We start from the raw sequence: 21,945 nt of genomic DNA on the forward strand, positions 1-21,945 counted from the left end.
GTCAATCCCAGCTATTCCTAGTCTAGGCGGTTTCCCCAACGGTCACACGCTCCCTTTAACGCAGGCGATTGGGGCGCAAAATCCGAAACAACAGCCAAAACCCCAGGGTCATCGCCCCCACCAAAAGTATCCCCGCCCCCAAAAACACCTGGATATTCGCCTGCCCCCGGTCAAAAATGATCGCCGCCCCGATGATAAACGCCCCCACCACCACACTGTAGGAGAGCCGACTGGAGGCCGTATCCAACGCCCGCTGGAGCAATTCCACATCCGGGATATGCACCTGCCAGCGCAGATTTTCCGAATTCACCCGCTGGAGCAACAATTCCACCTGCCGGGGCGAATCCAAAGACAGGGAACGCAAATCCAACGCCGTCTGCCAGAGGGTCGGCACCCCATCCGTGCCCAAAAACTGCTGTTGCAACAACCGCCCCATCAACGGGCGCATTTCCCCCACCAAATCAAACTGGGGGTCCAATTCCCGGCCGATACTTTCTAAATAAGCCAAGGTGCGCGCCAAAATCCCCATACTCCCCGGGAGCCGCACCCGGTTTTGCCGTGCCGTTTCCAAAATATCGCTGAGTAACTGCCCAAAATTCACCTGCCCCAGACTGCGGGGATAATACCGGCGCAACAACCGCCCAAAATCCTGCTCCAACCGATTCAGGTCATTGGGGCGGGGGGACTCGGACAATTCCAAGGTCAACTGCACACAGCGGCGGGGTTCCAAAAGCACCAAGGCCAAGAGCAATTCCGTGATCAACCCCTGGGTGCGGGGGTCAAAACTGGCCACATTGCCAAAGTCCAACAGCGCCACCTGCCCGTCCTGGAGGTAGAAAAAATTCCCCGGATGCGGGTCCGCATGGAATAGCCCATCCAGGCAAATCTGCTGAAAAAACGCCCGCAGTAACATCCGGGCAATGGCAGGCCCCTCGGTTTGCGCCGTCGTGCGATACCCCGCCAGCAAGGGAAGGCCCTCCAGCCATTCCAGCACCAACAACCGGGAGGTACTGAATTCCCCATAGACTTTAGGCACCCGCAACGCCCGCACCTCCGGCCAGGGGGACTGTTGCAAATTCGCCCCAATCGTCCGGGTAAACTGCGCCTCCTGGGTAAAATCCAACTCCTGCAACAGCACCGCACTAAATTCCTCCACCAGGGTCACCAGATTCAAACTCTGCCCCCACTCCGTCTGCTCCGCCAACGCCGCCAGGGAACGCAGGAGGGTCACATCCTGGTCAATCACCGTGGCAATCCCCGGCCGTTGCACCTTCAAGGCCACCGGGGTGCCATCCGTCAGGGTCGCGCGGTAGGTCTGGCCAATCGAACCAGCGGCCACCGGTTGGGGATTCACATGGGCAAACACCGTCCCATAGGGTTGGGGCAATTCCCGGCGAATCATCACCTCCATTTCCCCCCAATCCACCGCCGGTACCTTACTTTGCAGGGCACTCAACGCCTGGGTGTAGCGCAGGGGCAGAATATCCGCCCGGGTACTCAGCAATTGCCCCAATTTCACATACACCGGCCCCAATTCCACCAAAATCTGCCGCAAGACCGTCGGCGGTGGCAGTTCCGGCTCCCCCACCTTTTTCCCCAGCAACAACTGCCGCATAAATTTCCAGCCATTCCGCAGGAGAATTTCCGCAATTTCCCCTTGGCGTTCGGTCGTCCGGGCAAAACCAGAGAGCATGATGGTTTCCGCAACAGCCAGTTAAAAGGCACATGACCCGGTTTTCAGTGTAACAGGTCGCCTCACGGGCTAAAGAATGGCCATGGCATACGGGTTCCCCACCGGCAGGGTCACGCCCCTTTTGCCCTTAAAATAGCCATCAGTATCGGTTAGAAATTCATGCCCCGCTTGTCTGTAAAATTGCAGGACTGGCTCGCCCAGGCAGAACCCCCGGAAGCCGTCACCCTGCGGGACATTCTCCAACTCACCGGCGAGAGTTCCTGGGGGATGATGTTGGTGCTTTTGTCCTTTCCTTCCGCCTTGCCCTTGCCCGCCCCAGGTTATTCCACCCCCTTTGGTTTACTCATTATGCTGGTGGCGGGTCAATGGTTGACCGGAGCGGCGATTCCCTGGTTGCCGGAGCGGTTTTTGCGAGGCCGACTCTCCTGGGCACAATTTCGCCAATTGGTGCAGGCGGGTATTCCTTGGTTACAACGGCTGGAGCGACTGACCCGCCCCCGCTGGCTGGGGGTGACCAAACGGGGCCATTGGCTGTTGGGCTGGCTGGTGGGTTTGATGGGGTTATCCATGGCGATTCCCATCCCTGGTACCAATACGATCCCGGCGATGGGGGTGTTTTTGATTGGATTTGGTTTAATTGAAACCGATGGGATGATTTGCCTGGCGGGCGCACTGGTTGCGCTGATTGGGGGGACTTTAACCGTGTCGATTCTCACCGCTTTGTGGTTCGGTGGAACGAATTTCTTGGAGTGGCTGAAAATGCAACTAAAAACCCGATTGGGTGGGGGAATGTCTGGTTAAAAATGCCTTTTTTGCCTGGTAAAGTGACACAGACCTAAGGACGGAACCCCTGCTCATTGAGGAGGGCAAGATTGTTGCTGTTGCGTGGAATACATTTTTACTGGGCGGGGAGTAGGACGGAAAAAAACCAGCCCATTGGGCTGGCCCTGACTGCTGTGTTGAGAGGAGAAAAGATCAAGAACCCCTGACCTTCGCTCTGTAAACAAATGTAAAGCGATGGGGACACAAATGCAAGTCTTAGGGGTGGAAGCGGTTCATAGCCTGCCAACTCAAGCGGCTCAATGCTGGCAGGAACTGGTCATCGGCACTGTAGGCGGGGTCGTCCCCAAAGACCACCAGGATATAGGCCAAGCGGCCATCCGTGCGGGTGATGATTACCCCATCGTGGCGGGTGGTGCTGGTCTGACCTTCCTTGCCCATCACTGTAGCATCGGGGGGGAGGTTTGCCCCCAAAAAACCCGCTAAGTCGGCGGGTCGTTCGATCAGGGTTTGAATTTCTTGACTGACCCTTGGGGAGACCGCCTGCAAGGTATAAATTTCGTAGAGTAAACGGGCGGTTTGCCAGGTGGTGAGTTGGTTCCGGCTGGGTTGCGCTACGCCCCCCCGCAGTTGCAATTCCCGCCCTTGGGGTTCCTCTTGTCCGAGGCTATAGATGGGAAAATTTTTATGTTTGAGATTCAAATACCCATACCCTGCCCCCCGGAAAAAGTGGTTGAGCCGCTCCCGGTCTTGCCGCCACTGCGCTAGTAATGCCGGGGATAACTCTGCCCCGGATTCCGTACCAGTAATGGCATCCACCACTGCACTGGCCGCATCGTTGCTGGATTGTTGCATCATCGCCCTGAGGTCAATCTGCCCTTTTGGCGAGATCAGCCCCGCCTGTTGATAGGCCAAAAACGTGGTCAACCAAAATAATTTCACCACGCTGGCGGGATAGCGAAATTCCTGTTGCTGATAACCGGCAATCTGGGGGCGATCCGGCTGGGTGACATCCATGAGGGTGATGGACAAAGCCGGTAGGGGTAAACCCTGCTGTTGTACCCAGTCCACCATCTGATTCACGGTCGCCTGCAACTGGGGATTGTAGGTGGTCGGGGGTGCAGTACGGACATTGTAAATTAGTTGTCCTGGGGGAATGACCGTGCTGGGTTCCAGGGGATTGCTTGTATTAGCCGTTGGGGTGGGGTCGGTCGGAATCAGGGTCGGTTGCCCCCAGCGCAGGGCCAGCCAGCCTCCCGCCAAGAACCCCCCACTCCCCGCACCGATGGATAAAAGCAAACCCAACCAAGGCCAACTCCATTTCCATCCACCATGCTTGCGCCCGATCACATCCACCTCACACCGGGTTCACATGAGTATTTAGTATATCCATTCAGGGGAATATAGCCATCCTAATTGATTCACGTTAATTCCCCAGAACCAAGGATGGGGGTGTTCCAAATTCATGTGGGATTATCATCTATCCATTGGGGAGAATATCGCCATCTTGATTGATTCACGTTAATTCCCCAGAACCAAGGACGGGGGCGGTGTCCCTGCGACCCCTATTTCAAATTTAATTGGATTTGTTATCGGTTCCCATCAACCCTGAACTAGGTTGGGGACTCTAACAGGGCAAACCCGTTTCCAAGGGCAAGGTCACCGCCTGTTGGGGGGGCAATTCCATCACCCGGGTAGGCAATCCCGCCTGCGTCAACTGCTGTTGAAACGCCGCTATATCCCCCTTCGCCTGCACCAGTGACAACAGCAACCCACTGGCTTCGTAATCCCCCATCGCCGTTGAGAGCATCACCTGGGGACGCAATTTCTGCGCCAACTCCAAAGCCACCCGATTCCCCCGGATGATCGGCCCCACCAGCGGCAAGGTCAAATCCATCACCGGCGCAATCACCACATCCACCTGGTTCACCAACCGCATAATCCCCTGGTGATAGCCATGCGGTTCATAGTACAAGGTCTGCCCAGTCCGGTGTTCCCGCAAAAGATAGCCATTTTCCACCTGGGTCGGCCCCAGCGGCGCTCCCGGCACCGCTTGGATAGTGATGTGTTCCCCTAACGTGGTGGTTTGCCCATGCGCCAACGCCGTCACCTGCTGGTAGCCCAACCGCCGCACCACCTGGGCGGCACTGGGACTGGCAATCACCGGAATCCCCCGGTCGAAACGGCTCAGGGTCAGCGGGTGGCAGTGGTCTTCTAACCCCTGCGTAATCACAATCGCATCTAAATGGCTGGGTAATTCCCCAATGGGTTGCCGCCGTTCCGCCTTGAATAACCAATCCAATTTGCCAAAGACCAGCGGCCCCACCAACCAAGGGTCAAATAACAACCGCAACCCCCCCCACTCCACCAACCAGGTGTTCGCCTCAAACCAGGTAACCTGCATGACCCTGCCCCCGTGATAGTTTTCATGATAACTTTATATAATTTAACATTTTGACTGGGGATTGACCTGGATGCGGGGCAACCACTGGGCATTATGCAGGGAGTGTTAGTACAAAACTGGGGATTTACGAATTTGTGTAAAGAATCTCTCTATGTATATGTATATAGCAATCCTACTTGATTAACAAACAGCAATTCTCTAGAACCAAGGACGGGGGCGGTGCCCCTGCGACCCCGATTCTATTCTCATTTAGGACTACTATAGCTAAGCAGGCAAAGGTTGACATATAGAGCAGATGACTGAATCTATAAGATCATGAAGATTTTGGGTTGTAGATGTCAATGTACAAATATCGAGAATCGCCTAAGGTGAGAGCCTGTCAAGCATTGATGAGATTAGATTATTGACGAGATTAAATTTATAAATAAAGTTGTAGCTATAGCAATCCTGAATGAATTTAGAATATGGGTCGCAGGGGCACCTTCCCCATCATTGGTTCCGAGGAATTTCTATTCATTAAATGGGTGGGTTGATGATATGACAATTACCGGGATAATCAGGGTTAAATTTCCTCAAAACGAGCGTTGATATTAATCGTATTGGGAGCCAGCATGGTGCCCTGATACACCAGCACCACCGTTTTACCAGGGATGGTCGGTTTCATGGCAAGATTAGGCGGCAGGTCAAACACCACGCTAAAGCCCCACTGACCGCTGGTAGTATTCACTTTACGCTCCACATAACCCTTGCTGGTTAAAGAACTTTGAAAAAATTTCAGGGCTGATTCGGGCCCCATTTTCGCCTGATAGTTGATGGATTTTTGCTGATAAGCATTAGCCGCAAACAGAGAACTAACAGCAGTACTAGTTTCCTTGGGGCGGGGCATTTTACTCAATAACGCCTCAGCACTGGTCTGTGCCACCACCAAAGCGGCGGGTGCGAAACCGAGTAAAGCCGTCGTCACAATCACACTGCGGGCAAAAGGCATGGTACGCTCTCCAGGCATGGGCTACATCATCATACCAAACAGACATCCGCCCTGCTTCGATCTGTTCTGAAGGAAAATTTCGTAATTTTTTAATCATCACCTTGGCGGTGGGGAACAGCGGTGGTATGGTTAAAGGGGGATCGAGTTCATCTAGCCGGGTTATTGAGGGGCAAATCGGTGAAACAAATTACGATTTTGGGGGCGACGGGTTCGATTGGCACCCAGACTTTGGAAATTGTGACCCAATACCCAGAGAAATTTCGGGTGGTGGGATTAACCGCCGGTCGGAATATCCCCCTATTCGCCCAACAAATTCGCCAGTTTCAACCAGAAATTGTCGCAATCCAAGATGAGGATTTAATTCCTGAATTACGGCTGGCAATTAGTGAAATGCAACCTCAACCGGAGATTCTTGTGGGTGCCGAGGGAATTGCCACTGTGGCAGGGTATGGAAATGCGGAAATTGTCGTCACCGGCATTGTCGGCTGTGCGGGTTTATTGCCCACGATTGCGGCGATTCGGGCGGGGAAAAATATCGCTTTAGCCAATAAAGAAACCCTGATTGCGGGGGGGCCAGTGATCTTACCCTTACTATCAAAATATGGGGTGAAATTGCTACCCGCTGATTCAGAACATTCGGCAATTTTTCAATGTCTGCAAGGGGTGCCGGCAGGGGGCTTAAAACGCATTATTCTCACTGCATCGGGGGGAGCTTTTCGGGATTGGCCGGTGGAACAAATGGCAAACGTTACCGTTGCCGATGCCCTCAAGCATCCCAATTGGAGTATGGGGCAAAAAATTACCATTGATTCTGCAACTTTAATGAATAAGGGTTTGGAAGTGATCGAAGCCCATTATCTATTTGGGTTGGATTATGACCACATTAATATCGTGATTCACCCGCAAAGTATTATTCATTCTTTAATTGAATTGCAGGATACGTCCGTGTTAGCGCAGTTAGGTTGGCCGGATATGCGTTTGCCCCTATTGTATAGTTTGTCCTGGCCAGAGCGGTGGCCAACGCCTTGGAAATCCTTAGATTTAGTGAGCATTGGCAGTTTAACTTTTCGGGAACCGGATCATCACAAATATCCCTGTATGAATTTGGCCTATGCGGCGGGCCGGGCGGGGGGTGCCATGCCAGCGGTTTTAAATGCGGCAAATGAGCAGGCGGTGAGTTTATTTTTAGCGGAAAAAATCACCTTTGCCGATATTCCCCGTTTGATTGAATCAACCTGTGCTCATTATGACTCCATGAACTGTGCGAACCCTGAGCTAGATCAAATTTTAGCCGCAGACCGTTGGGCGAGAGAAATGGTACTTGCATCCTATGCCCCATCCCGTGTATTGGTTGTTTAGTTATTTAAGGGAACCTCTATTTATGTGAACCACTCATCAATCCCATCCTGGGAATGCCCATATTCCCCAGAACCAAGGGCGGAGGTGCGCCCTGCGACCGCTAACTTGGAATTTATAAAAGTGCCCTTAATCTAAAATCGTGATGTTTTCTAATTCTAATAAAAGGTTAGCTAACACGATATTGGACATCAGAAATCCCTGGGGTGGAATGAGAAACCATTGGTTACGTTTTTTCCCTACCCATCCCTCCGCTTGAAACCGGCTTAATTGACGCACAATTAAATTCTCAACTAAGGTTTTGGTACCGGCAGGAAATTTCTTGAGTAATTGGGTTAAATTAATTCCTTCCCGCAGGCGCAACCCTAACATCAAATTCTCAATTAACTGTTCTTTAGTACTGAGGGGATAATCCAGCATTTCAATGCTTCCGAAAATCGCCTGTTCTTCCACCCATTTGTAATAGGCTTTAAGTTGTTTAGGACGTTGAAAGCGCACTTGGTCAAAATAACTCGTTGCCCCCAAACCAAAACCGTAATAGGGTTGATTGTGCCAATAGGCTAAATTATGACGGCATTGGTAATCGGGCTGGGCATAGTTGGAAATTTCGTAGTGGTGATAACCGTGCTTTTCTAAAAATTCATGGGCGAAACAGTACATTTTAGCGGTCAATTCATCCCCAGGTAACGCTGGAGAATCTTCCGGGTAGTCGCGATAGAAACGGGTTTTGGGTTCTAGGGTTAAATCATAGACAGAAATATGTTTGGGCTGGGCTGTTATCGCTTTTTGTAAACTCAATTCCCACTGTTCTAAAGTTTGTCCCGGCAAGCCTTGAATTAAATCTAAACTCCAATTTTCCCAACCACAGGCTTTAATCTGCTGAATTGCCGTTTCTATATCTTCAACCCTATGGGTGCGTCCACTCACCTGCAGTAATTCTGGGATGAAACTTTGCACCCCCAAACTCAAACGATTTACCCCTAGTTTTTGATACTCTTCCAGATAGTGAATGCCAGGTGTACCGGGGTCCGCTTCCAAGGAAATTTCTATATCTTCCGCAAAGCCAAATTGTTCTCGCAAATCCTGTAAAATTTGCCCTAATTCCGCCGGGGTGAGTAATGATGGTGTCCCACCACCAAAAAAGACTGAAGTTAAGGGTTGTCTGCGACCAGGGGTGAGTTTAATTTCCCAGCGCAAGGCTTCTAAATACTTAGACCGATGCCGGGAATTGGGCTTATCATCCACCACTACCGGGAAATCACAGTAATGGCATTTCTGTTGACAAAAAGGGATATGCACATACGCCGCCTTGGGAGCCAGAGCCGCCCGTTTTTTGTAATAGCTTGGGGGCAGAAACATGGCAGTACTCCTGGGTATCTGGCAGGATTAAATTGTTCCCGGTGTGGTTAGGCGAGTGAGGACGAAGCTGGCTCGGTCTAAAAAGCTCTTCATGCTTTCCGGGTCAAATCCTTTTTGTGCCATCAAAGCTAAATCGTAGATATGTTGGCATAGGTTTTTCATCAATTCCTGCCGAGGAGAATCCCCTGATGACTGCACAATAATTCCTCCTTGGGAAAGGCTGACTAAATTTTCCACTAGGGGATGCGCCATGTTCACCACGAGGGTATGTTCTTCAGGAAATTCGGCTTTTTGTTGCTGTAATAAGGCGGTCATATCCCGCAACCGGCGCAGGGCTTCGGGTAATAAAATCATCGCTGGGGGTGCCGACCCACTCAAGGATTCCGTGCGAATGGTAACTTTGGGTTTATCCAAGTATTGCTTAAAGAGTTCCTGCACCAATTCGGAACGGGTTTTGTTGGTTTTGGGGTCAATAAGTTCCGCAGATTTATTCGCATCAATTAAGCTCGCATCCAAATCTGCATCCACCCGTGTGAATTTGACATCGGTGTATTCCCGCTCCAGATAGCTAATAAAATGGGTGTCAATAAAACTATCTAGGAACAGTACTTCTAACCCTTGATTTTGGTGCAGGGCAATGTAGGTGGCTTGGGCGACCTCATCGGTGGCATAAAAAACCCGATTGGCATGGCGGTCTTTTGCCCGTTCTAAATAGTCCTGCAAAGTGGTGTAATGGAACTTCTGATCCCCTGCCCCTGGGGAAGATAATTCTGCCGTAGTGCGATAGATGATAATATCCTGCACCTGTTTTTTGAACTTTTCATCATTCAGGCAACCGTATTTCACAAACAAACTTAAATCCCCCCAAATTTTCGTATATTGGGCAAAATCATTTTGGTACAATTCCTGCAAGCGGTCGCCCACTTTTTTGGCAATAAAATCCCCAATCCGCCGCACGGTGCGATCCATTTGTAGGGCACTGCGGGACACATTTAAGGGAATATCCGGGCTGTCGATTACCCCCCGCATCGGTAACAAAAATCGGGGAATGATTTCTTCGCAATGGTCACTCACATAAACTTGATTGCAAAAGAGTTTGATCTGACTGCGGGTGACGTCAATATCCGGTTGTAGTTTCGGGAAGTATAAAATCCCATTCAATAAAAAGGGATAATCCGTTTGCAGATGCACCCAGAGTAACGGTTCCTCTTGAAATGGATACAGGTAGCGATAAAATTCCAGGTAATCTTCAGCGGTTAAATTGCTTGCGGACTCCCGCCAGATGGCTTTTTGGCGATTGATGACTTCCCCGTCCAATTTAATCGGTACGGGCATAAAATCACAGTATTTTTTCACCAGTTGGCGAATCCGATTGGGGTCTAAATACTCCTCTTCCCCTTCCAAAAGGGTTAAAATCACCGTCGTGCCCCGCTCAGAACGCTCAGAAGATGCCAGGGAAAATTCCGGGGAACCACTGCACGTCCAATGCACCGCTTCCGCATCTTTTTTATACGACAGGGTATCAATTTCCACCTGTTGCGCCACCATAAACGCAGAATAAAACCCCAAGCCGAAATGTCCGATTAAGGGTTGGTCACCACCTTGGTATTTTTGGATAAATTCTTCGGCGCTAGAAAAAGCCACCTGATTAATATATTTTTTCACCTCATCGCCGGTCATGCCAATGCCATTATCCGTGATACTTAGGGTGCGTTTTTCTTTATCAATGGTAATGTTAATCTCCGGTTGAAAATCCCCTAATTCCGTTTCGCCTGCATAGCCGACCATTTTTAACTTTTGGATCGCATCTACCCCGTTGGAAACCAATTCCCGAAAAAATACCTCATGGTCAGAATACAGGGACTTTTTGATGATGGGAAAAATGTTTTGAGTGTGAATGGTAATGGTTCCTTGTTCCAACATGGTTAAGCACCTGTTATCGTGGCAATGAGTCAATCTTTATTCTATTTTACGCAGTTGATGTCATCTCCGGCAGGGGCGGTACAGGTGTGGATTTCCGGACGGGTGCAGGGGGTGGGCTATCGGGCGGCGACCCGGCGGCAGGCGTTGGCGTTGGGTGTCAAGGGTTGGGTGAAAAATTTACCGGATGGACGGGTAACGGCGGTGTTTGCGGGTGAACCAGTGGCAGTGCAGAAAATGGTGGATTGGTGCCATCGGGGTCCGGCTCTGGCACAGGTGACCCAGGTGGTGGTGGAACCCTGTAACGCCATTCCTGATGAGGGTTTTACCATTATCTCCTAGCTCATCCATTGCCGCTGGGGGGTGGATTCTGGTAGCCTAGATGACTAAATTACCGATGGAGTGAAGCCTTGCCACGCCGTTACCTATTTACCTCCGAATCCGTCACCGAAGGTCACCCGGATAAAATCTGTGACCAGATTTCGGACACGATTGTGGATGAATTGCTCACCCAAGACCCCCTGAGCCGGATTGCCGCTGAGGTGGTGGTGAAAAATAATGACCTGTTTATCCTGGGGGAAGTGAAAACCCAGGCGGTGGTGAATGAGGACTATTATCGGGATTTGGTGAAACGCAAAATTACGGAAATTGGCTACACCAACCCGGACTACGGTTTTTGTAGTGACGAATGCCGGGTGCAGGTGTTTTTGGATGTGCAATCCCCGGAAATTGCCCAGGGGGTGAATCTGGCGTTGGAACATCGCAGTGATGGGAGCGTTGACCCCTTGGACCAAACCGGGGCGGGGGACCAGGGACTCATGTTCGGTTTTGCCTGTGATGAAACGCCGGAATTGATGCCTTTACCCATTGCTTTGGCGCATCGCCTCGCCCGCCAACTGGCTCAGGTTCGCAAACAGGGCACCCTCCCCTACCTACGCCCGGACGGCAAAACCCAGGTGACGGTCATCTATGAGGATTTTCAGCCGGTGGGAATTGACACCATTTTGATTTCCACCCAGCATGACCCCACGATTGGTCATTACACCAGCAATGAGGAGGTGCAGGGGAAGATCAAAAGCGACCTGTGGGAAGCGGTGGTTTTGCCCGTGTTTGGGGATGACCTGGTGCGCCCGGATGGGAATACCAAATTTTTGGTCAATCCGACCGGCAAATTCGTCACCGGCGGTCCCTGTGGGGATTCGGGCTTGACGGGGCGGAAAATCATTGTGGATACCTACGGGGGCTATGCCCGGCATGGGGGGGGCGCCTTTTCCGGTAAGGACCCCACCAAGGTGGATCGCTCGGCGGCCTATGGCTGTCGGTTTGCGGCAAAAAATATCGTGAAGGCGGGGTTGGCGAGCCGCTGTGAGGTACAGTTGAGCTATGCGATTGGCAAGGCACGTCCCGTGAGTATTCTGGTGGAAACCTTTGGCACCAGTCGGGTACCGGAGAATGTCCTGCTGGATTTGATCCAAAAGTATGTGGAACTGCGTCCAGAGGGGTTAATTCAGCAATTTAACCTGCGGCATCTGCCAAAAGAGCGGGGCGGGCGGTTTTATCAAGATGTGGCGAGCTATGGACATTTTGGTCGCCTGGATTTGGATTTGCCCTGGGAATATACCCAGTTGAGTAACCAATTTCGGGATTTAGCCCTTTCGGCAACGGTGTCGTAGATCGGGGCAAATTGATCGCAATTGCATCCCAAAGTTCATCATGGCACTGGCGGTTGCACCCCTTAGTTTTGAGGAATTTCTTGCCCACTATGGGCAGGACAACCGCTATGAACTGATTGATGGTGAGGTTTTTGATGGGGAACCTACGGGTGCCCATGAGGAAGTGGTTGCGTGGCTGACCCGCAAAGTCTGTGGGGCACATGGGTAAGCCCAAACAACCGACGCTTTCGATTGGTACTTTGGTCAGGGGCGAGTATGAAATTCAGCAATTTCGGGATAATCAAGTCATTCATTCCCCCACCTTTCCTGCCTGGTGCATGACCGCCGCTGAACTCTTGGGAATCCAACCCTGAGCATGAATCATTCTCGTTGAGAAGGTATAGTAAGCCTAAATGAATTGAGAACACGGGTCGTAGGGACACCGCCCCCGTCCTTGGTTCTGGGGAATTTTTCTTCGTTAATCAGGTAGGATTGCTATGGTTCCAAAAACAGGTTGTCGCAATCTGACCTTGATCATTCACTACTCCTGTGGTTAAAATTGGTGAACCCTAGTATTGGCTAGAAACCAGGTTATCGGTTAGGATTAAGATGCAATTTTTCGGTCAGCCTAAGTGTAACGTGTAATTAGCCACCATACAGGGAGCCGCTGGAAGGGATGATGACCACAGATGCTGCAAATTCTTCCGCCTTGAGCTTGACCGACCGCCTGATGTTTTTGCGGGATGTGCCCATTTTTCGGGGCATCAACAATTACGATTTCCTGCGGGATTTGGCGGTGGAGATGGTGGAATTGCACTTCCAACCGGGGGAAACCATTTTTGAGCGGGGGGATATTGGGCAGTTGCTTTATATCCTTTCCCAGGGGCAAGTGAAAATCCATATCGGCGAGGTGGAATTGGCTCGGCTGGAGGCGGGTGCCTATTTCGGGGAAATGTCTTTGTTTGACAGCGACCCCCGTTCCGCTTCGGTGACCGCCATGACCCCCTGTACCTGTCTGTGTTTGTCCCAGCCCCAGATGCAGGAGGCGATTTTGAATAACCCTGCCATTGCCCTGAATGTGATCCAAAATCTCTGCCAACGGATTCGCCGCCTCAACCAGTTGGTCAGCGTGGGCGCCTATGCCGGTTAGCCGTCGGGGGCAGATTCGGCGGGTACTGTTAACGGTTCTGTGGTACAACTTATTCGTGTTGGGGATCAAGGTAACGGTGGGTTTGGGGACGGGTTCCCTGGCGGTATTGGCGGATGCCCTGCACAGTTTGACGGATAGCTTGAGTAATCTGCTAGGGCTGTTGGTAAACCACTGGGCGAAGCCGGAACCGGATCGGCAGCATCCCTACGGGCATCAGAAATTTGAAGCGATTGCGGCACTGGGCATTGCCGTATTTCTGGGCATTACCTGTTTTGAGGTACTGCGTCAGGCGGTGGAACGGTTGGTGGGGCAGACCCCGCCGCCCCAGGTGGGAGGGCTGGAATTGGGGTTGCTGGTGTTGGTGTTGCTGGTGAATGGGGGGGTGGCTCAGTATGAACAACGGCAGGGCAAAGTCCTCGATAGTCCGATTCTGTTGGCGGATGCCGCCGATACTCTCAGCGATGTGTGGATCAATCTCACGGTGCTGGCGGGTTTGCTGGGGGTGATGGCTGGGTGGACGTGGCTGGATGCCGCTCTGGCGATTCCGGTGGGGTTGCTGGTCTTTCACAGCGGTTGGCAGATTTTGACCACCAATTTGCCCTGGCTGGTGGATGCGATGGCGATTGCCCCGGAAGCGATTGCCCAGGTCGCCCAACAGGTGCCTGGAGTGGTGGAATGCCATTCCATTACCTCCCGGGGGGTGGTGGGACGGCAGGTGTTTATGGAATTGCATTTAGTGGTGACGGCTACGGATTTGGTCACCGCCCACGATTTGAGCGAACAGGTGGAAGCGTTATTACAAAAGCACTATGGTCCGGCGGGGATTACCATTCACATTGAACCAAAGGAAATTTGCCATTCACCCAAATCAGTTGATACATTAGAGTCAAACCGAGGGAATGATCATGCCTAATACGCCGGAAATGTGGTTGCAACAGGGATTTCGCGTGGCTTTGGGATTTGCCGGTACCCTAGTGGAATTGGTGCAGGATGAGCAAAAACGCCAAACCCAACTGCACCAGTGGCAACAGGACATGGAGCAATTAATCCAGGAATTAGTGGTCAAGGGGGAAAAAACGGAGGCGGAAGCCCGGGAATTTGTGGAGCGGCTGTTCAACCGTACCAGTCCCCCGCCCGCCTCTCCCCCCCCACCGGTGGAAGTGGAGGTGACCAGTGCCCCCGCCGAAGCCGCCGCTGAATTGCAGGAATTAACCCAGGAACTCTCCTCCCTGCGGGAAACCTTGGAGCAGTCCCGCCCCGGCGAATAACCCCCAAAACTGGTACAGTGGGGGTAAACTGTGGGGGGAAACCGATGCCGCATCCGCTGTACATTGCCTTTATTTGGCACCAACATCAACCCCTGTATAAAAGCCCGTTGACCGGGGAATACCGAATGCCCTGGGTGCGACTGCACGGCACGAAAGATTACCTGGATTTACTGCTGTACCTCACCCGCTATCCCCAGTTTCACCACACGATTAATTTGGTGCCGTCCCTGCTGGTGCAGATCGAGGACTACGCCCAGGGGCGGGCGATGGACTCCTACCTCCAGGTGAGCCTGAAACCGGCGGCAGAGCTGAGCGAGTGGGAACGGAATTTTGTGGTGACCAGTTTTTTTGATGCCCACCACCGCACCATGATTGACCCCTATCCGGGGTATCGGCGTCTGTACGAACAACAGCAGAACCAGGGGCGGGCTTGGTGTTTGGAGCATTGGTCACTCCAGGATTTTGACGACCTGCTCATGTGGCACAACCTCACCTGGTTAGACCCCCTGTTCCATGACCGTCCCCAGGTGCAGTCCTGGTGGGAAAAGGGCGGCAATTTCACGGTGGCGGACCGGCAAGCCCTGTGGGCACTCCAGCGGGAGATTTTGGGGCAGATTATCCCGGAACATCGGCGCTGGCAGGAAGCGGGGGTGATTGAACTGACCACTAGCCCCTACAGCCATCCGATTTTGCCCCTGCTGTGGGATACGGAGAGCGCCCGGGTGGCGGTTCCCAAGATTGCCCTCCCCCATCGCTTTCAATGGCCCCAGGATGTCGCTTGGCAGTTGCAAAAGGGTTGGGAACATTATCAACGGTACTTTGGCAAGACACCCCAAGGGTTGTGGCCGTCGGAGCAGTCGGTCAGCCCGCCAATTTTAGAGCCGATTGCCAAACAGGGGTTTCGCTGGCTCTGTAGCGATGAGGGGGTGTTGGCGGCGAGTGTCAGGCAACCGATTCGGCGGGATACCCAGGGGCAGGTGGTGGATGCGGATGTATTATATCGTCCCTACAAAATGCAAACATCAGCGGGGGAACTCGCCTTGGTGTTTCGGGATCATCGCCTCTCGGATTTGATCGGGTTTTCCTACAGTCATCTCCCGGCGGAGACGGCGGTGGCGGATTTGGTCACCCGGTTGGGGCTGATTTACGAGCGGGCGCAGGTGGAAACCACCCCGGCGGACCCCTGGTTGGTGACGATTGCGTTGGATGGGGAAAATTGCTGGGAGTATTATCCGGGGGATGGGGGGGAATTTTTGCAAAGGTTGTTTGCCACCCTCAGCCGGGATCAGCGGTTCCGGGGGGTGACGGTTTCCGAATTTCTAGGGGAATTTCCCCCGCAAGTGACCCTGACTGACTTGCACAGTGGTTCCTGGATTGAGGCAAGTTTTACCACCTGGATCGGCGACCCGGTGAAAAATCGGGCGTGGGACTGGCTGGGGCGGGCACGGGCGGCGGTGGCACGGGCGGAAAACCCGGCAGAGGTGGTGTGGGAAGCCCTGTTGGCGGCTGAGGGTTCCGACTGGTTTTGGTGGTTTGGGGCGGGGCACAGTTCCCGCTTGGACCCGGTGTTTGATGCCCTGTTTCGGGAGCATCTCCAGGCGATTTACCAGGGGTTGGGGCAAACGCCGCCGCCGGAGTTGGATTATCCGCTGGAACCCCAGCATTTTCAGGGGGATTACCCGCCGGAGGGGTTGATTCAGCCGGTGATTGATGGGCGGGGAGATGAACAGGATTGGTTCCGCGCTGGGTTGGTGCGGGTGGGGACAGCCCGGGCAACCATGCACCAGAGTCACCCGATCCGGACAATCCGCTACGGCACGGACCACCTGCATTTCTACCTACGGGTGGATTTTCGCCAGGGGTTCATTCCGGGCAAAGAGGGCTTTTCGAGTTTGCATTTGCTGTGGTTTTATCCGGGGCAGGTGGGGCATACCAGCCCGATGCCCCTGACCGATGTGCCGGATGTGGCACCCTGTAACTACCGATTTCGCCATCACCTGGGGATTCAGTTGGCGGAACGGTTTTGCTGGTTGATGACCGCCGCGGCAGGGGACAGGTGGTGCCCCCAACCCACCCGCAGTCAAGTGGCATTGGATACCTGTCTGGAGGTGGCTGTCCCCTGGGATGAACTCCCGGTTGCCCCTAATTGGTCGGTGTCCCTGCTGTTGGTACTGGGGCAGGCGGGGCGGTTTCGGGGCTATCTGCCGGAGCAGGGGTTGCTGAATTTTGCGATTCCGTGAGTGCCAGCCGTTGCGCCATCCCCACGGCGTAGTAGCCCAGCATCGAAGCCACGGTCAACCCCACCAGAAACAGCACCACCAGTAAACCAGCACCCCGCCCGACAATTCCCATCTGGGCTAACTGACCTTTGCCGGTGGTCACTTCCCCAACCACCAGACAGATGATGCCGATCATGGCTAACCGCCCATTCCACAGTTCGGCAAAATGGGTAAACCCAAACGTGCCCGCCCCGGTGGGGTTAACGTTAATATTCTCCATCAAGCGTTTCATACCATCACCTCGTTTAACCTATTTTTTCAATTATCCCACAATTGTTACATTTTGTTAAGAATCGTTGGACAAACTTAGCCAGCGGGCGACGGGTGGGAGGGTCATCCCTTCGTTCCCAGGGAAATATGGGTTATAGCCATCCGACTTGATTAACAAACAGCAATTCTCCAGAACCAAGGACGGGGGCGGTGCTCCTGCGACGAGCAGTGAGGAGTAAGGAGTGAGAAGCGAGAAGTGAGATTCCCTAGAACCAGAACGGGGCGGTGCCCTGCGACCCATGTTCTCAATTCAGTGAGGATGGCTCCATTTCCCCAAAGCCCTGATTCTCGAAGCTGTCTTGTGAAACCTTGCGGATGTTAGTGAATCTTGAGGTTATGGTTAAAAGTGTTGATTTATGAGAGTTTTGAGCGGTTATGGTACGGCGTGGGAAACTAAGGGTACGGAGAGAGTGGGATTCGAACCCACGGTGAGTTGCCCCACACAGCATTTCCAGTGCTGCGCCTTCGACCACTCGGCCATCTCTCCCCAAGCGGCAAGACCCTATTGTACTCCCTAAAACCCTCGGCTTACCACACCAATCCCCAACCAAATCACTGAACGCACCGGGTCACGGCACACATGGGGCTGTGTAAGTGCAAAAATTCGTCAATAGAGATGTTCTAAAAATTAGGTTATGCTCGCTACCTGATTGATGGGCACCTCTATCAATTCAAAGTTAATGGTCGCAGGGGGGCACCCCCGCCCTTGGTTCTGGGTAACATGGGTATGCCAACAGATGTTTGGTTGGCGCAAATCAATAGAGATACCCTTATGATAAGGATAATGCAGTTGTTTTAATTCTTATCCTAACGATGTCCCTACCAATTTCACCCCAACAGGTTTTGTATTGGGGGATTGCGATTGCCGCCGGATTGATTTACCTCCCCTACCTACTGGTAGCCTATGGACGGGTCACGAGCGGATTTGACCCCAATGCCCCCCGGGCGATTTTTGACAAATTACCCCCCTACGCTCAACGGGCAACCTGGGCGCACCAAAACGCCTTTGAAAGTTTTACCCTATTTGCCCCAGCGGCAATTTTGGTGGTTTTTGCCCAAGCCGCTTCCCCTTATACTAATGCGGTGGTAATCACCTATTTGCTCACCCGCTTGGCCCATAGTTTGTTTTACATTATCAAGATATTTCCATTACGGGGGTTGGCCTGGATCGTCAGTTTGGGTTGTATTGCCAGTCTCTATGGAACGGCGATAACTAAAATCAGCCTCACGCCTTGACCGATGAAGCCTGCGCCTGCCAGTTAGGGGAAAAAGGTGAAATTCACCAAATTGGTTGAGCAGGTCACCCACGCACATACCCAAAGCTGGTTCTGAGGCGAATCATCCGGTTGCCAATTAGTTTTTATCCCCCGATTCTGTCAGAAAAACTGCCGTGAATACGACCAAAAAAATTTCAGTCATCAGGGTTAGGAATGGTGGTTCCGAATGCACGGTTTCCGTGTCGTGAAATCATCTTTATTGCCATCAATTTTTGAGATTTTTATAGAGGTGCCCTATGGCGATATTGCTGGTTATTAGCAACAAAAAATCCGACTGCTCAACCGCATAAGCGCCGGGATTCCACTTCTTCCTAGCCTTCGCAACGATTCTTAGTGATGGGAGTGGTGCAGAGGTTGTTAAATTAGAAATTGGTGTTTATTGGAAGCTACGACTATCATGCCTATTCCCGGATTGCCACCTACGGATTCCCGCCTGCGGGTCAGCACTTTTTTACAACAAATCCAGGAGGATATTTGTCGGGAATTGCAGGCCACCGACGGTAAGGGCACCTTCAGGGAAGACCGGTGGGAACGTCCAGAAGGGGGTGGGGGTCGCTCCCGGGTGTTGGAGGGGGGTGCGCTGTTGGAACGGGGCGGGGTGAATTTCTCGGAAGTGTGGGGCAAACAATTGCCGCCTGCGATTATCGAGCAACGCCCGGAGGCCAAAGGCCATGAATTTTATGCGACGGGCACGTCCCTAGTATTGCATCCCCGTAATCCCTATGTCCCAACTGTACATTTGAATTATCGTTATTTTGAAGCGGGGCCGGTGTGGTGGTTTGGCGGCGGGGCGGATTTAACCCCTTACTATCCCTTTCGGGAGGATGCGGTGCATTTTCACCAAACCCATAAAACGGCTCTGGATGCCCATCACCCGGAATATTATCCGGTATTCAAACGCTGGTGTGATGAGTATTTTTATCTCAAACATCGCCAGGAAATGCGAGGAATTGGGGGCATTTTTTTGGATTATCAAGATGGGGTAGGTTTGATTTATCGGGGGAACAATTCCCAGGGAAATGCGGCTATTTACAGCAACAAAATTGGCGAGTTGCCGCCCCGGAGTTGGGAGGATATTTTTGCCATGATCCAAAGTTGTGCCCAGGCGTTTTTACCGGCTTATCTGCCGATTGTTGAACGGCGGCGGGGCATCCTTTATGGGGAACGGGAACGGCAATTTCAACTCTATCGCCGGGGACGGTATGTGGAGTTTAATTTAATCTACGACCGGGGGACAATTTTTGGGTTGCAAACCAATGGGCGCACTGAATCTATTTTGATGTCCATGCCGCCCTTGTGTCGTTGGGAATACTGCTATACCCCGGAACCGGGTAGCCCGGAAGCCGCCCTGACGGAGGAGTTTCTCAAACCCCAGGATTGGCTGGCTGGGTGAAGGGTCAGGTCATGGGATTGTTCCAGGAAAAAAGGGGGGCAACCCTGGAGAGAGCCGGACATAAAACCCCAAAATTCCTGGAACATTGATCCCTGATTTGCCATCACTAGCGGTAGGTCTCTTTTACAATAACGATGACAGCCCTGTTTGGGGTGAATCGTCATCCCCGTCCCCGTGAGGAGTCAATCCATGCGTTCTATTTACCGAGTCATTGCCCCGTTTGCCATTGCTGTACCCTTACTTGGGGCTGGCACCGTCACCGCAAATCCGGCTGGGAATAAATTGGCTGTGCCCTCACCTCCCCCAGCCACAACGAAACCCAACCCTGCCCCCGCCACAGCTAAGCCCACCCAAACGACGGTACAACCCACCGCCAAACCCGCCAGTCCCTCCCCGGCGGCGGCCATCCCGAAGGTGGAAATGCCTGCCCCCACCCCCACAGCGGTCAATGTCCAACGGGTGCTGTATGTCAACCCCACCAGTGGCCAGGACACCCACAACGGGCAAACCGCCCAAACCGCCTTCCGCACCATCACCCAGGCTCTGAAATTCGCCGAAGGGGGCACCTTGATCCAACTGGCTCCAGGGAAATACAGTGCCGAATCGGGGGAGCAATTTCCCCTGGCCCTGAAACCCGGCGTGATCCTGCGGGGGAACGAGTCCACCCGGGGAGAAGGAATTTTGATTGAAGGGGGCGGACGGTTTGTCAGCCGGATTTTTGCCCGCCAAAATGCCACCATCCTGGCCGGCGAAACCACCCACATCCTGGGGGTCACCGTCACCAACCGCAACATCCGGGGCACGGCCATCTGGGTCGAATCCACCAACCCCTACATCCGCAATTGCACCTTTACCAACAACCACCGGGAAGGGGTGTTTGTCACCGGGGAAGGGGCGCCCCGCATCGAAGATAACCTGTTTATCCGCAACGGCGGCAACGGGGTTTCCCTCACCAAGGCTTCCAAAGGGGAGGTGCGGCGGAATGTCTTTATCCAAACTGGCTTTGGGTTAGCCATCGGCGGCGTTGCTTCCCCCATCGTGGCGGACAATCGCATCGAAAATAACGTGGATGGCATGGTGATCAGCGATGTGGCTCGACCCGTCCTGCGGGGGAACCGGATCGCCTTCAACCAGCGCACGGGGATTATCGTGATTTCCAATGCCCAGCCGGATTTGGGTACCCCTGCCAGCCCCGGCAACAATACCTTTCAAAGCAACGGCAATCATGACCTGCAGAACGCCACCAAAAACATCACCCTCACCAGCATTGGCAACCGCCTGGATGCCACCAAGGTGAACGGGCCAGTGCAATTGCAGTGAAGTTAAGAAAAGTTAAGACCCTGACCTAGCTCGATAAAACAATTCCAAACTGGCGGGGGTGCCCACAAACCGCCAATGCCAGGGTTCATAGCTAATCCCTTGGGGGTTGTTGCGGGGGAAGGACAACTCAAAGTGAAATTGCGCCGCCCGTTTCTGCAACCAAGCAAAAGCCGCCGTTTCCTCAAAGCTCTCGTGAATATGGGTGCCCGGTTGTTTCCCATCCCCCACATCCAGGGCATAACCCGTATGGTGTTCGCTGTAACCCGGCGGGGCACTGACCTTGGCGCGTTCCGCCACCTGTTGCCCCCGTTCTGCCTTCACCCCGTAAAACAATTCCTCCTGCTGTTGCCGGGAGCGAAACCCGGACAGGGGCACCAAAATCACCCCCTCCGCCCGGGCGGCAGACTGCATGGCGAGAAAGGCTTGAGCCGCATCCCGGTGCAATTGGACCCGCCCATCCGCTGTGACCGCCTGCAAATCCTGGGCTGGGGCTTCAGGATACGGTAAATGTCCTAACAAATCCACAGATGTAATGGTCGGGGCAGGCTTGGGTTCAGAAGCTACAGGCGTTGAAGCGGGAGTAAGCCACCACCAAGCTACTCCAGTCACAGCCACCACCGGAATCCCCAGCCATGCCCACCGCCAGGGAGAAGGGACCAAGTGCGGACGGGGGGAGGATTGCCGCCGGGCTTCGGGAATCTCATCAATGGGATACAAACGCTCCTCCTGCATTCACAACGCCAATTGCACCAAACATCAACTATAGCAATCCTACTTGATTAGTGTTAGCTTGCGTGCCGTAGGCATACAGAGATTCCCCGGAACCAAGGACGGGG

21 protein-coding genes and 1 tRNA gene are annotated in these 21,945 nt (G+C 53.1%); 13 read left to right on the forward strand and 9 right to left on the reverse strand.

What is annotated here, in order from left to right; all coding sequences use genetic code 11:
* Window positions 1-55: 55 nt before the first annotated feature.
* A complete protein-coding gene (locus tag MLD66_RS04345) occupies window positions 56-1,693 on the reverse strand; it encodes an AarF/UbiB family protein (protein WP_247215706.1) in 1,638 nt (545 codons plus the stop codon).
* A 159-nt stretch (window positions 1,694-1,852) separates the two neighbouring features.
* Here MLD66_RS04345 and MLD66_RS04350 point away from each other — a divergent pair, with 159 nt between their 5' ends.
* Window positions 1,853-2,494 carry an exopolysaccharide biosynthesis protein gene (locus MLD66_RS04350; protein ID WP_247215707.1) on the forward strand — a complete coding sequence of 214 codons (642 nt, stop codon included), beginning with the start codon at window positions 1,853-1,855 and terminating at the stop codon, window positions 2,492-2,494.
* 237 nt (window positions 2,495-2,731) lie between these two features.
* Here MLD66_RS04350 and MLD66_RS04355 read toward each other — a convergent pair whose 3' ends face one another.
* The 3 genes from MLD66_RS04355 to MLD66_RS04365 all read right to left on the reverse strand — a co-directional run bounded on the left by MLD66_RS04355 (window position 2,732) and on the right by MLD66_RS04365 (window position 5,883).
* Window positions 2,732-3,829 carry a serine hydrolase gene (locus MLD66_RS04355; RefSeq protein ID WP_247215708.1) on the reverse strand — a complete coding sequence of 366 codons (1,098 nt, stop codon included), beginning with the start codon at window positions 3,827-3,829 and terminating at the stop codon, window positions 2,732-2,734.
* A gap of 271 nt (window positions 3,830-4,100) precedes the next feature.
* Window positions 4,101-4,877: an MBL fold metallo-hydrolase gene (locus MLD66_RS04360; protein WP_247215709.1), complete on the reverse strand. Its 777-nt coding sequence runs from the start codon at window positions 4,875-4,877 to the stop codon at window positions 4,101-4,103.
* A 562-nt stretch (window positions 4,878-5,439) separates the two neighbouring features.
* Entirely contained in the window at window positions 5,440-5,883 is a 444-nt protein-coding gene (locus MLD66_RS04365) for a hypothetical protein (RefSeq protein ID WP_247215710.1), read from the reverse strand.
* A gap of 159 nt (window positions 5,884-6,042) precedes the next feature.
* Here MLD66_RS04365 and dxr point away from each other — a divergent pair, with 159 nt between their 5' ends.
* Window positions 6,043-7,224: a 1-deoxy-D-xylulose-5-phosphate reductoisomerase gene (gene dxr, locus MLD66_RS04370; RefSeq protein WP_247215711.1), complete on the forward strand. Its 1,182-nt coding sequence runs from the start codon at window positions 6,043-6,045 to the stop codon at window positions 7,222-7,224.
* 126 nt (window positions 7,225-7,350) lie between these two features.
* Here the strand turns inward: dxr and hemW are convergent, their stop codons facing one another.
* Complete coding sequence (gene hemW / locus MLD66_RS04375; RefSeq protein WP_247215713.1) at window positions 7,351-8,580, reverse strand: radical SAM family heme chaperone HemW; 1,230 nt, start codon at window positions 8,578-8,580, stop codon at window positions 7,351-7,353.
* A 27-nt stretch (window positions 8,581-8,607) separates the two neighbouring features.
* Window positions 8,608-10,503, reverse strand: a complete 1,896-nt coding sequence (htpG, locus tag MLD66_RS04380) for a molecular chaperone HtpG (RefSeq protein WP_247215714.1) — start codon at window positions 10,501-10,503, stop codon at window positions 8,608-8,610.
* Window positions 10,504-10,560: 57 nt separating this feature from the next.
* Between htpG and MLD66_RS04385 the strand changes: the two genes are divergently transcribed.
* The 8 genes from MLD66_RS04385 to MLD66_RS04420 all read left to right on the forward strand — a co-directional run bounded on the left by MLD66_RS04385 (window position 10,561) and on the right by MLD66_RS04420 (window position 16,810).
* Window positions 10,561-10,842, forward strand: coding sequence for an acylphosphatase (locus MLD66_RS04385; protein ID WP_247215715.1), 282 nt, complete (start codon window positions 10,561-10,563; stop codon window positions 10,840-10,842).
* A gap of 68 nt (window positions 10,843-10,910) precedes the next feature.
* Window positions 10,911-12,173, forward strand: coding sequence for a methionine adenosyltransferase (gene metK, locus MLD66_RS04390; RefSeq protein WP_247215716.1), 1,263 nt, complete (start codon window positions 10,911-10,913; stop codon window positions 12,171-12,173).
* Between the two features lie 40 nt (window positions 12,174-12,213).
* Window positions 12,214-12,381: a Uma2 family endonuclease gene (locus MLD66_RS04395; protein WP_247215718.1), complete on the forward strand. Its 168-nt coding sequence runs from the start codon at window positions 12,214-12,216 to the stop codon at window positions 12,379-12,381.
* Window positions 12,374-12,526, forward strand: a complete 153-nt coding sequence (locus tag MLD66_RS04400) for a hypothetical protein (protein WP_247215719.1) — start codon at window positions 12,374-12,376, stop codon at window positions 12,524-12,526. Before MLD66_RS04395 ends, MLD66_RS04400 begins: the two co-directional genes overlap by 8 nt.
* A gap of 305 nt (window positions 12,527-12,831) precedes the next feature.
* A complete protein-coding gene (locus MLD66_RS04405; protein ID WP_247215720.1) occupies window positions 12,832-13,302 on the forward strand; it encodes a cyclic nucleotide-binding domain-containing protein in 471 nt (156 codons plus the stop codon).
* Window positions 13,292-14,215 carry a cation diffusion facilitator family transporter gene (locus MLD66_RS04410; protein ID WP_247215722.1) on the forward strand — a complete coding sequence of 308 codons (924 nt, stop codon included), beginning with the start codon at window positions 13,292-13,294 and terminating at the stop codon, window positions 14,213-14,215. The genes MLD66_RS04405 and MLD66_RS04410 overlap by 11 nt, the downstream gene beginning before the upstream one ends.
* The gene (locus MLD66_RS04415; protein ID WP_247215723.1) at window positions 14,208-14,570 is read left to right on the forward strand and encodes a hypothetical protein; all 363 of its coding nucleotides are present in this window, start codon (window positions 14,208-14,210) and stop codon (window positions 14,568-14,570) included. Before MLD66_RS04410 ends, MLD66_RS04415 begins: the two co-directional genes overlap by 8 nt.
* Window positions 14,571-14,614: 44 nt before the next feature.
* A complete protein-coding gene (locus MLD66_RS04420) occupies window positions 14,615-16,810 on the forward strand; it encodes a glycoside hydrolase (protein ID WP_247215725.1) in 2,196 nt (731 codons plus the stop codon).
* Here the strand turns inward: MLD66_RS04420 and MLD66_RS04425 are convergent.
* Both MLD66_RS04425 and MLD66_RS04430 read right to left on the reverse strand, forming a co-directional pair.
* Window positions 16,713-17,081: a chlorophyll a/b-binding protein gene (locus tag MLD66_RS04425; RefSeq protein ID WP_247215727.1), complete on the reverse strand. Its 369-nt coding sequence runs from the start codon at window positions 17,079-17,081 to the stop codon at window positions 16,713-16,715. The two genes, MLD66_RS04420 and MLD66_RS04425, sit on opposite strands and share 98 nt — an antisense overlap.
* Before the next feature lie 440 nt (window positions 17,082-17,521).
* Window positions 17,522-17,606: transfer RNA gene (locus MLD66_RS04430), tRNA-Ser, on the reverse strand.
* A 326-nt stretch (window positions 17,607-17,932) separates the two neighbouring features.
* Between MLD66_RS04430 and MLD66_RS04435 the strand changes: the two genes are divergently transcribed.
* From MLD66_RS04435 to MLD66_RS04445, 3 genes are all read left to right on the forward strand, one after another.
* A complete protein-coding gene (locus MLD66_RS04435) occupies window positions 17,933-18,355 on the forward strand; it encodes an MAPEG family protein (RefSeq protein ID WP_247215729.1) in 423 nt (140 codons plus the stop codon).
* A 438-nt stretch (window positions 18,356-18,793) separates the two neighbouring features.
* Window positions 18,794-19,789, forward strand: a complete 996-nt coding sequence (hemF, locus tag MLD66_RS04440; RefSeq protein WP_247215731.1) for an oxygen-dependent coproporphyrinogen oxidase — start codon at window positions 18,794-18,796, stop codon at window positions 19,787-19,789.
* Window positions 19,790-19,978: 189 nt separating this feature from the next.
* A complete protein-coding gene (locus MLD66_RS04445) occupies window positions 19,979-21,109 on the forward strand; it encodes a DUF1565 domain-containing protein (protein ID WP_247215733.1) in 1,131 nt (376 codons plus the stop codon).
* Between the two features lie 12 nt (window positions 21,110-21,121).
* On the opposite strand, the gene MLD66_RS04450 is transcribed toward MLD66_RS04445, so the two are convergent.
* Window positions 21,122-21,841, reverse strand: a complete 720-nt coding sequence (locus MLD66_RS04450; protein WP_247215735.1) for a M15 family metallopeptidase — start codon at window positions 21,839-21,841, stop codon at window positions 21,122-21,124.
* Window positions 21,842-21,945 lie beyond the last annotated feature (104 nt).

Origin of the sequence: Synechococcus sp. C9, assembly GCF_022984075.1 — a bacterium.
GTDB lineage: Bacteria > Cyanobacteriota > Cyanobacteriia > Gloeomargaritales > Gloeomargaritaceae > Gloeomargarita.

Coding starts and splice junctions, on each gene's coding strand:
- MLD66_RS04385 (WP_247215715.1), top strand. CDS start 10,561: ATGTCATCTCCGGCAGGGGCGGTACAGGTGTGGATTTCCGGACGGGTG.
- MLD66_RS04395 (WP_247215718.1), top strand. CDS start 12,214: ATGGCACTGGCGGTTGCACCCCTTAGTTTTGAGGAATTTCTTGCCCAC.
- MLD66_RS04450 (WP_247215735.1), bottom strand. CDS start 21,841: ATGCAGGAGGAGCGTTTGTATCCCATTGATGAGATTCCCGAAGCCCGG.
- MLD66_RS04435 (WP_247215729.1), top strand. CDS start 17,933: ATGTCCCTACCAATTTCACCCCAACAGGTTTTGTATTGGGGGATTGCG.
- MLD66_RS04345 (WP_247215706.1), bottom strand. CDS start 1,693: ATGCTCTCTGGTTTTGCCCGGACGACCGAACGCCAAGGGGAAATTGCG.
- MLD66_RS04425 (WP_247215727.1), bottom strand. CDS start 17,081: ATGAAACGCTTGATGGAGAATATTAACGTTAACCCCACCGGGGCGGGC.
- MLD66_RS04365 (WP_247215710.1), bottom strand. CDS start 5,883: ATGCCTGGAGAGCGTACCATGCCTTTTGCCCGCAGTGTGATTGTGACG.
- MLD66_RS04415 (WP_247215723.1), top strand. CDS start 14,208: ATGCCTAATACGCCGGAAATGTGGTTGCAACAGGGATTTCGCGTGGCT.
- MLD66_RS04410 (WP_247215722.1), top strand. CDS start 13,292: ATGCCGGTTAGCCGTCGGGGGCAGATTCGGCGGGTACTGTTAACGGTT.
- MLD66_RS04445 (WP_247215733.1), top strand. CDS start 19,979: ATGCGTTCTATTTACCGAGTCATTGCCCCGTTTGCCATTGCTGTACCC.
- MLD66_RS04400 (WP_247215719.1), top strand. CDS start 12,374: ATGGGTAAGCCCAAACAACCGACGCTTTCGATTGGTACTTTGGTCAGG.
- MLD66_RS04360 (WP_247215709.1), bottom strand. CDS start 4,877: ATGCAGGTTACCTGGTTTGAGGCGAACACCTGGTTGGTGGAGTGGGGG.
- MLD66_RS04420 (WP_247215725.1), top strand. CDS start 14,615: ATGCCGCATCCGCTGTACATTGCCTTTATTTGGCACCAACATCAACCC.
- hemF (WP_247215731.1), top strand. CDS start 18,794: ATGCCTATTCCCGGATTGCCACCTACGGATTCCCGCCTGCGGGTCAGC.
- MLD66_RS04405 (WP_247215720.1), top strand. CDS start 12,832: ATGACCACAGATGCTGCAAATTCTTCCGCCTTGAGCTTGACCGACCGC.
- htpG (WP_247215714.1), bottom strand. CDS start 10,503: ATGTTGGAACAAGGAACCATTACCATTCACACTCAAAACATTTTTCCC.
- MLD66_RS04350 (WP_247215707.1), top strand. CDS start 1,853: ATGCCCCGCTTGTCTGTAAAATTGCAGGACTGGCTCGCCCAGGCAGAA.
- hemW (WP_247215713.1), bottom strand. CDS start 8,580: ATGTTTCTGCCCCCAAGCTATTACAAAAAACGGGCGGCTCTGGCTCCC.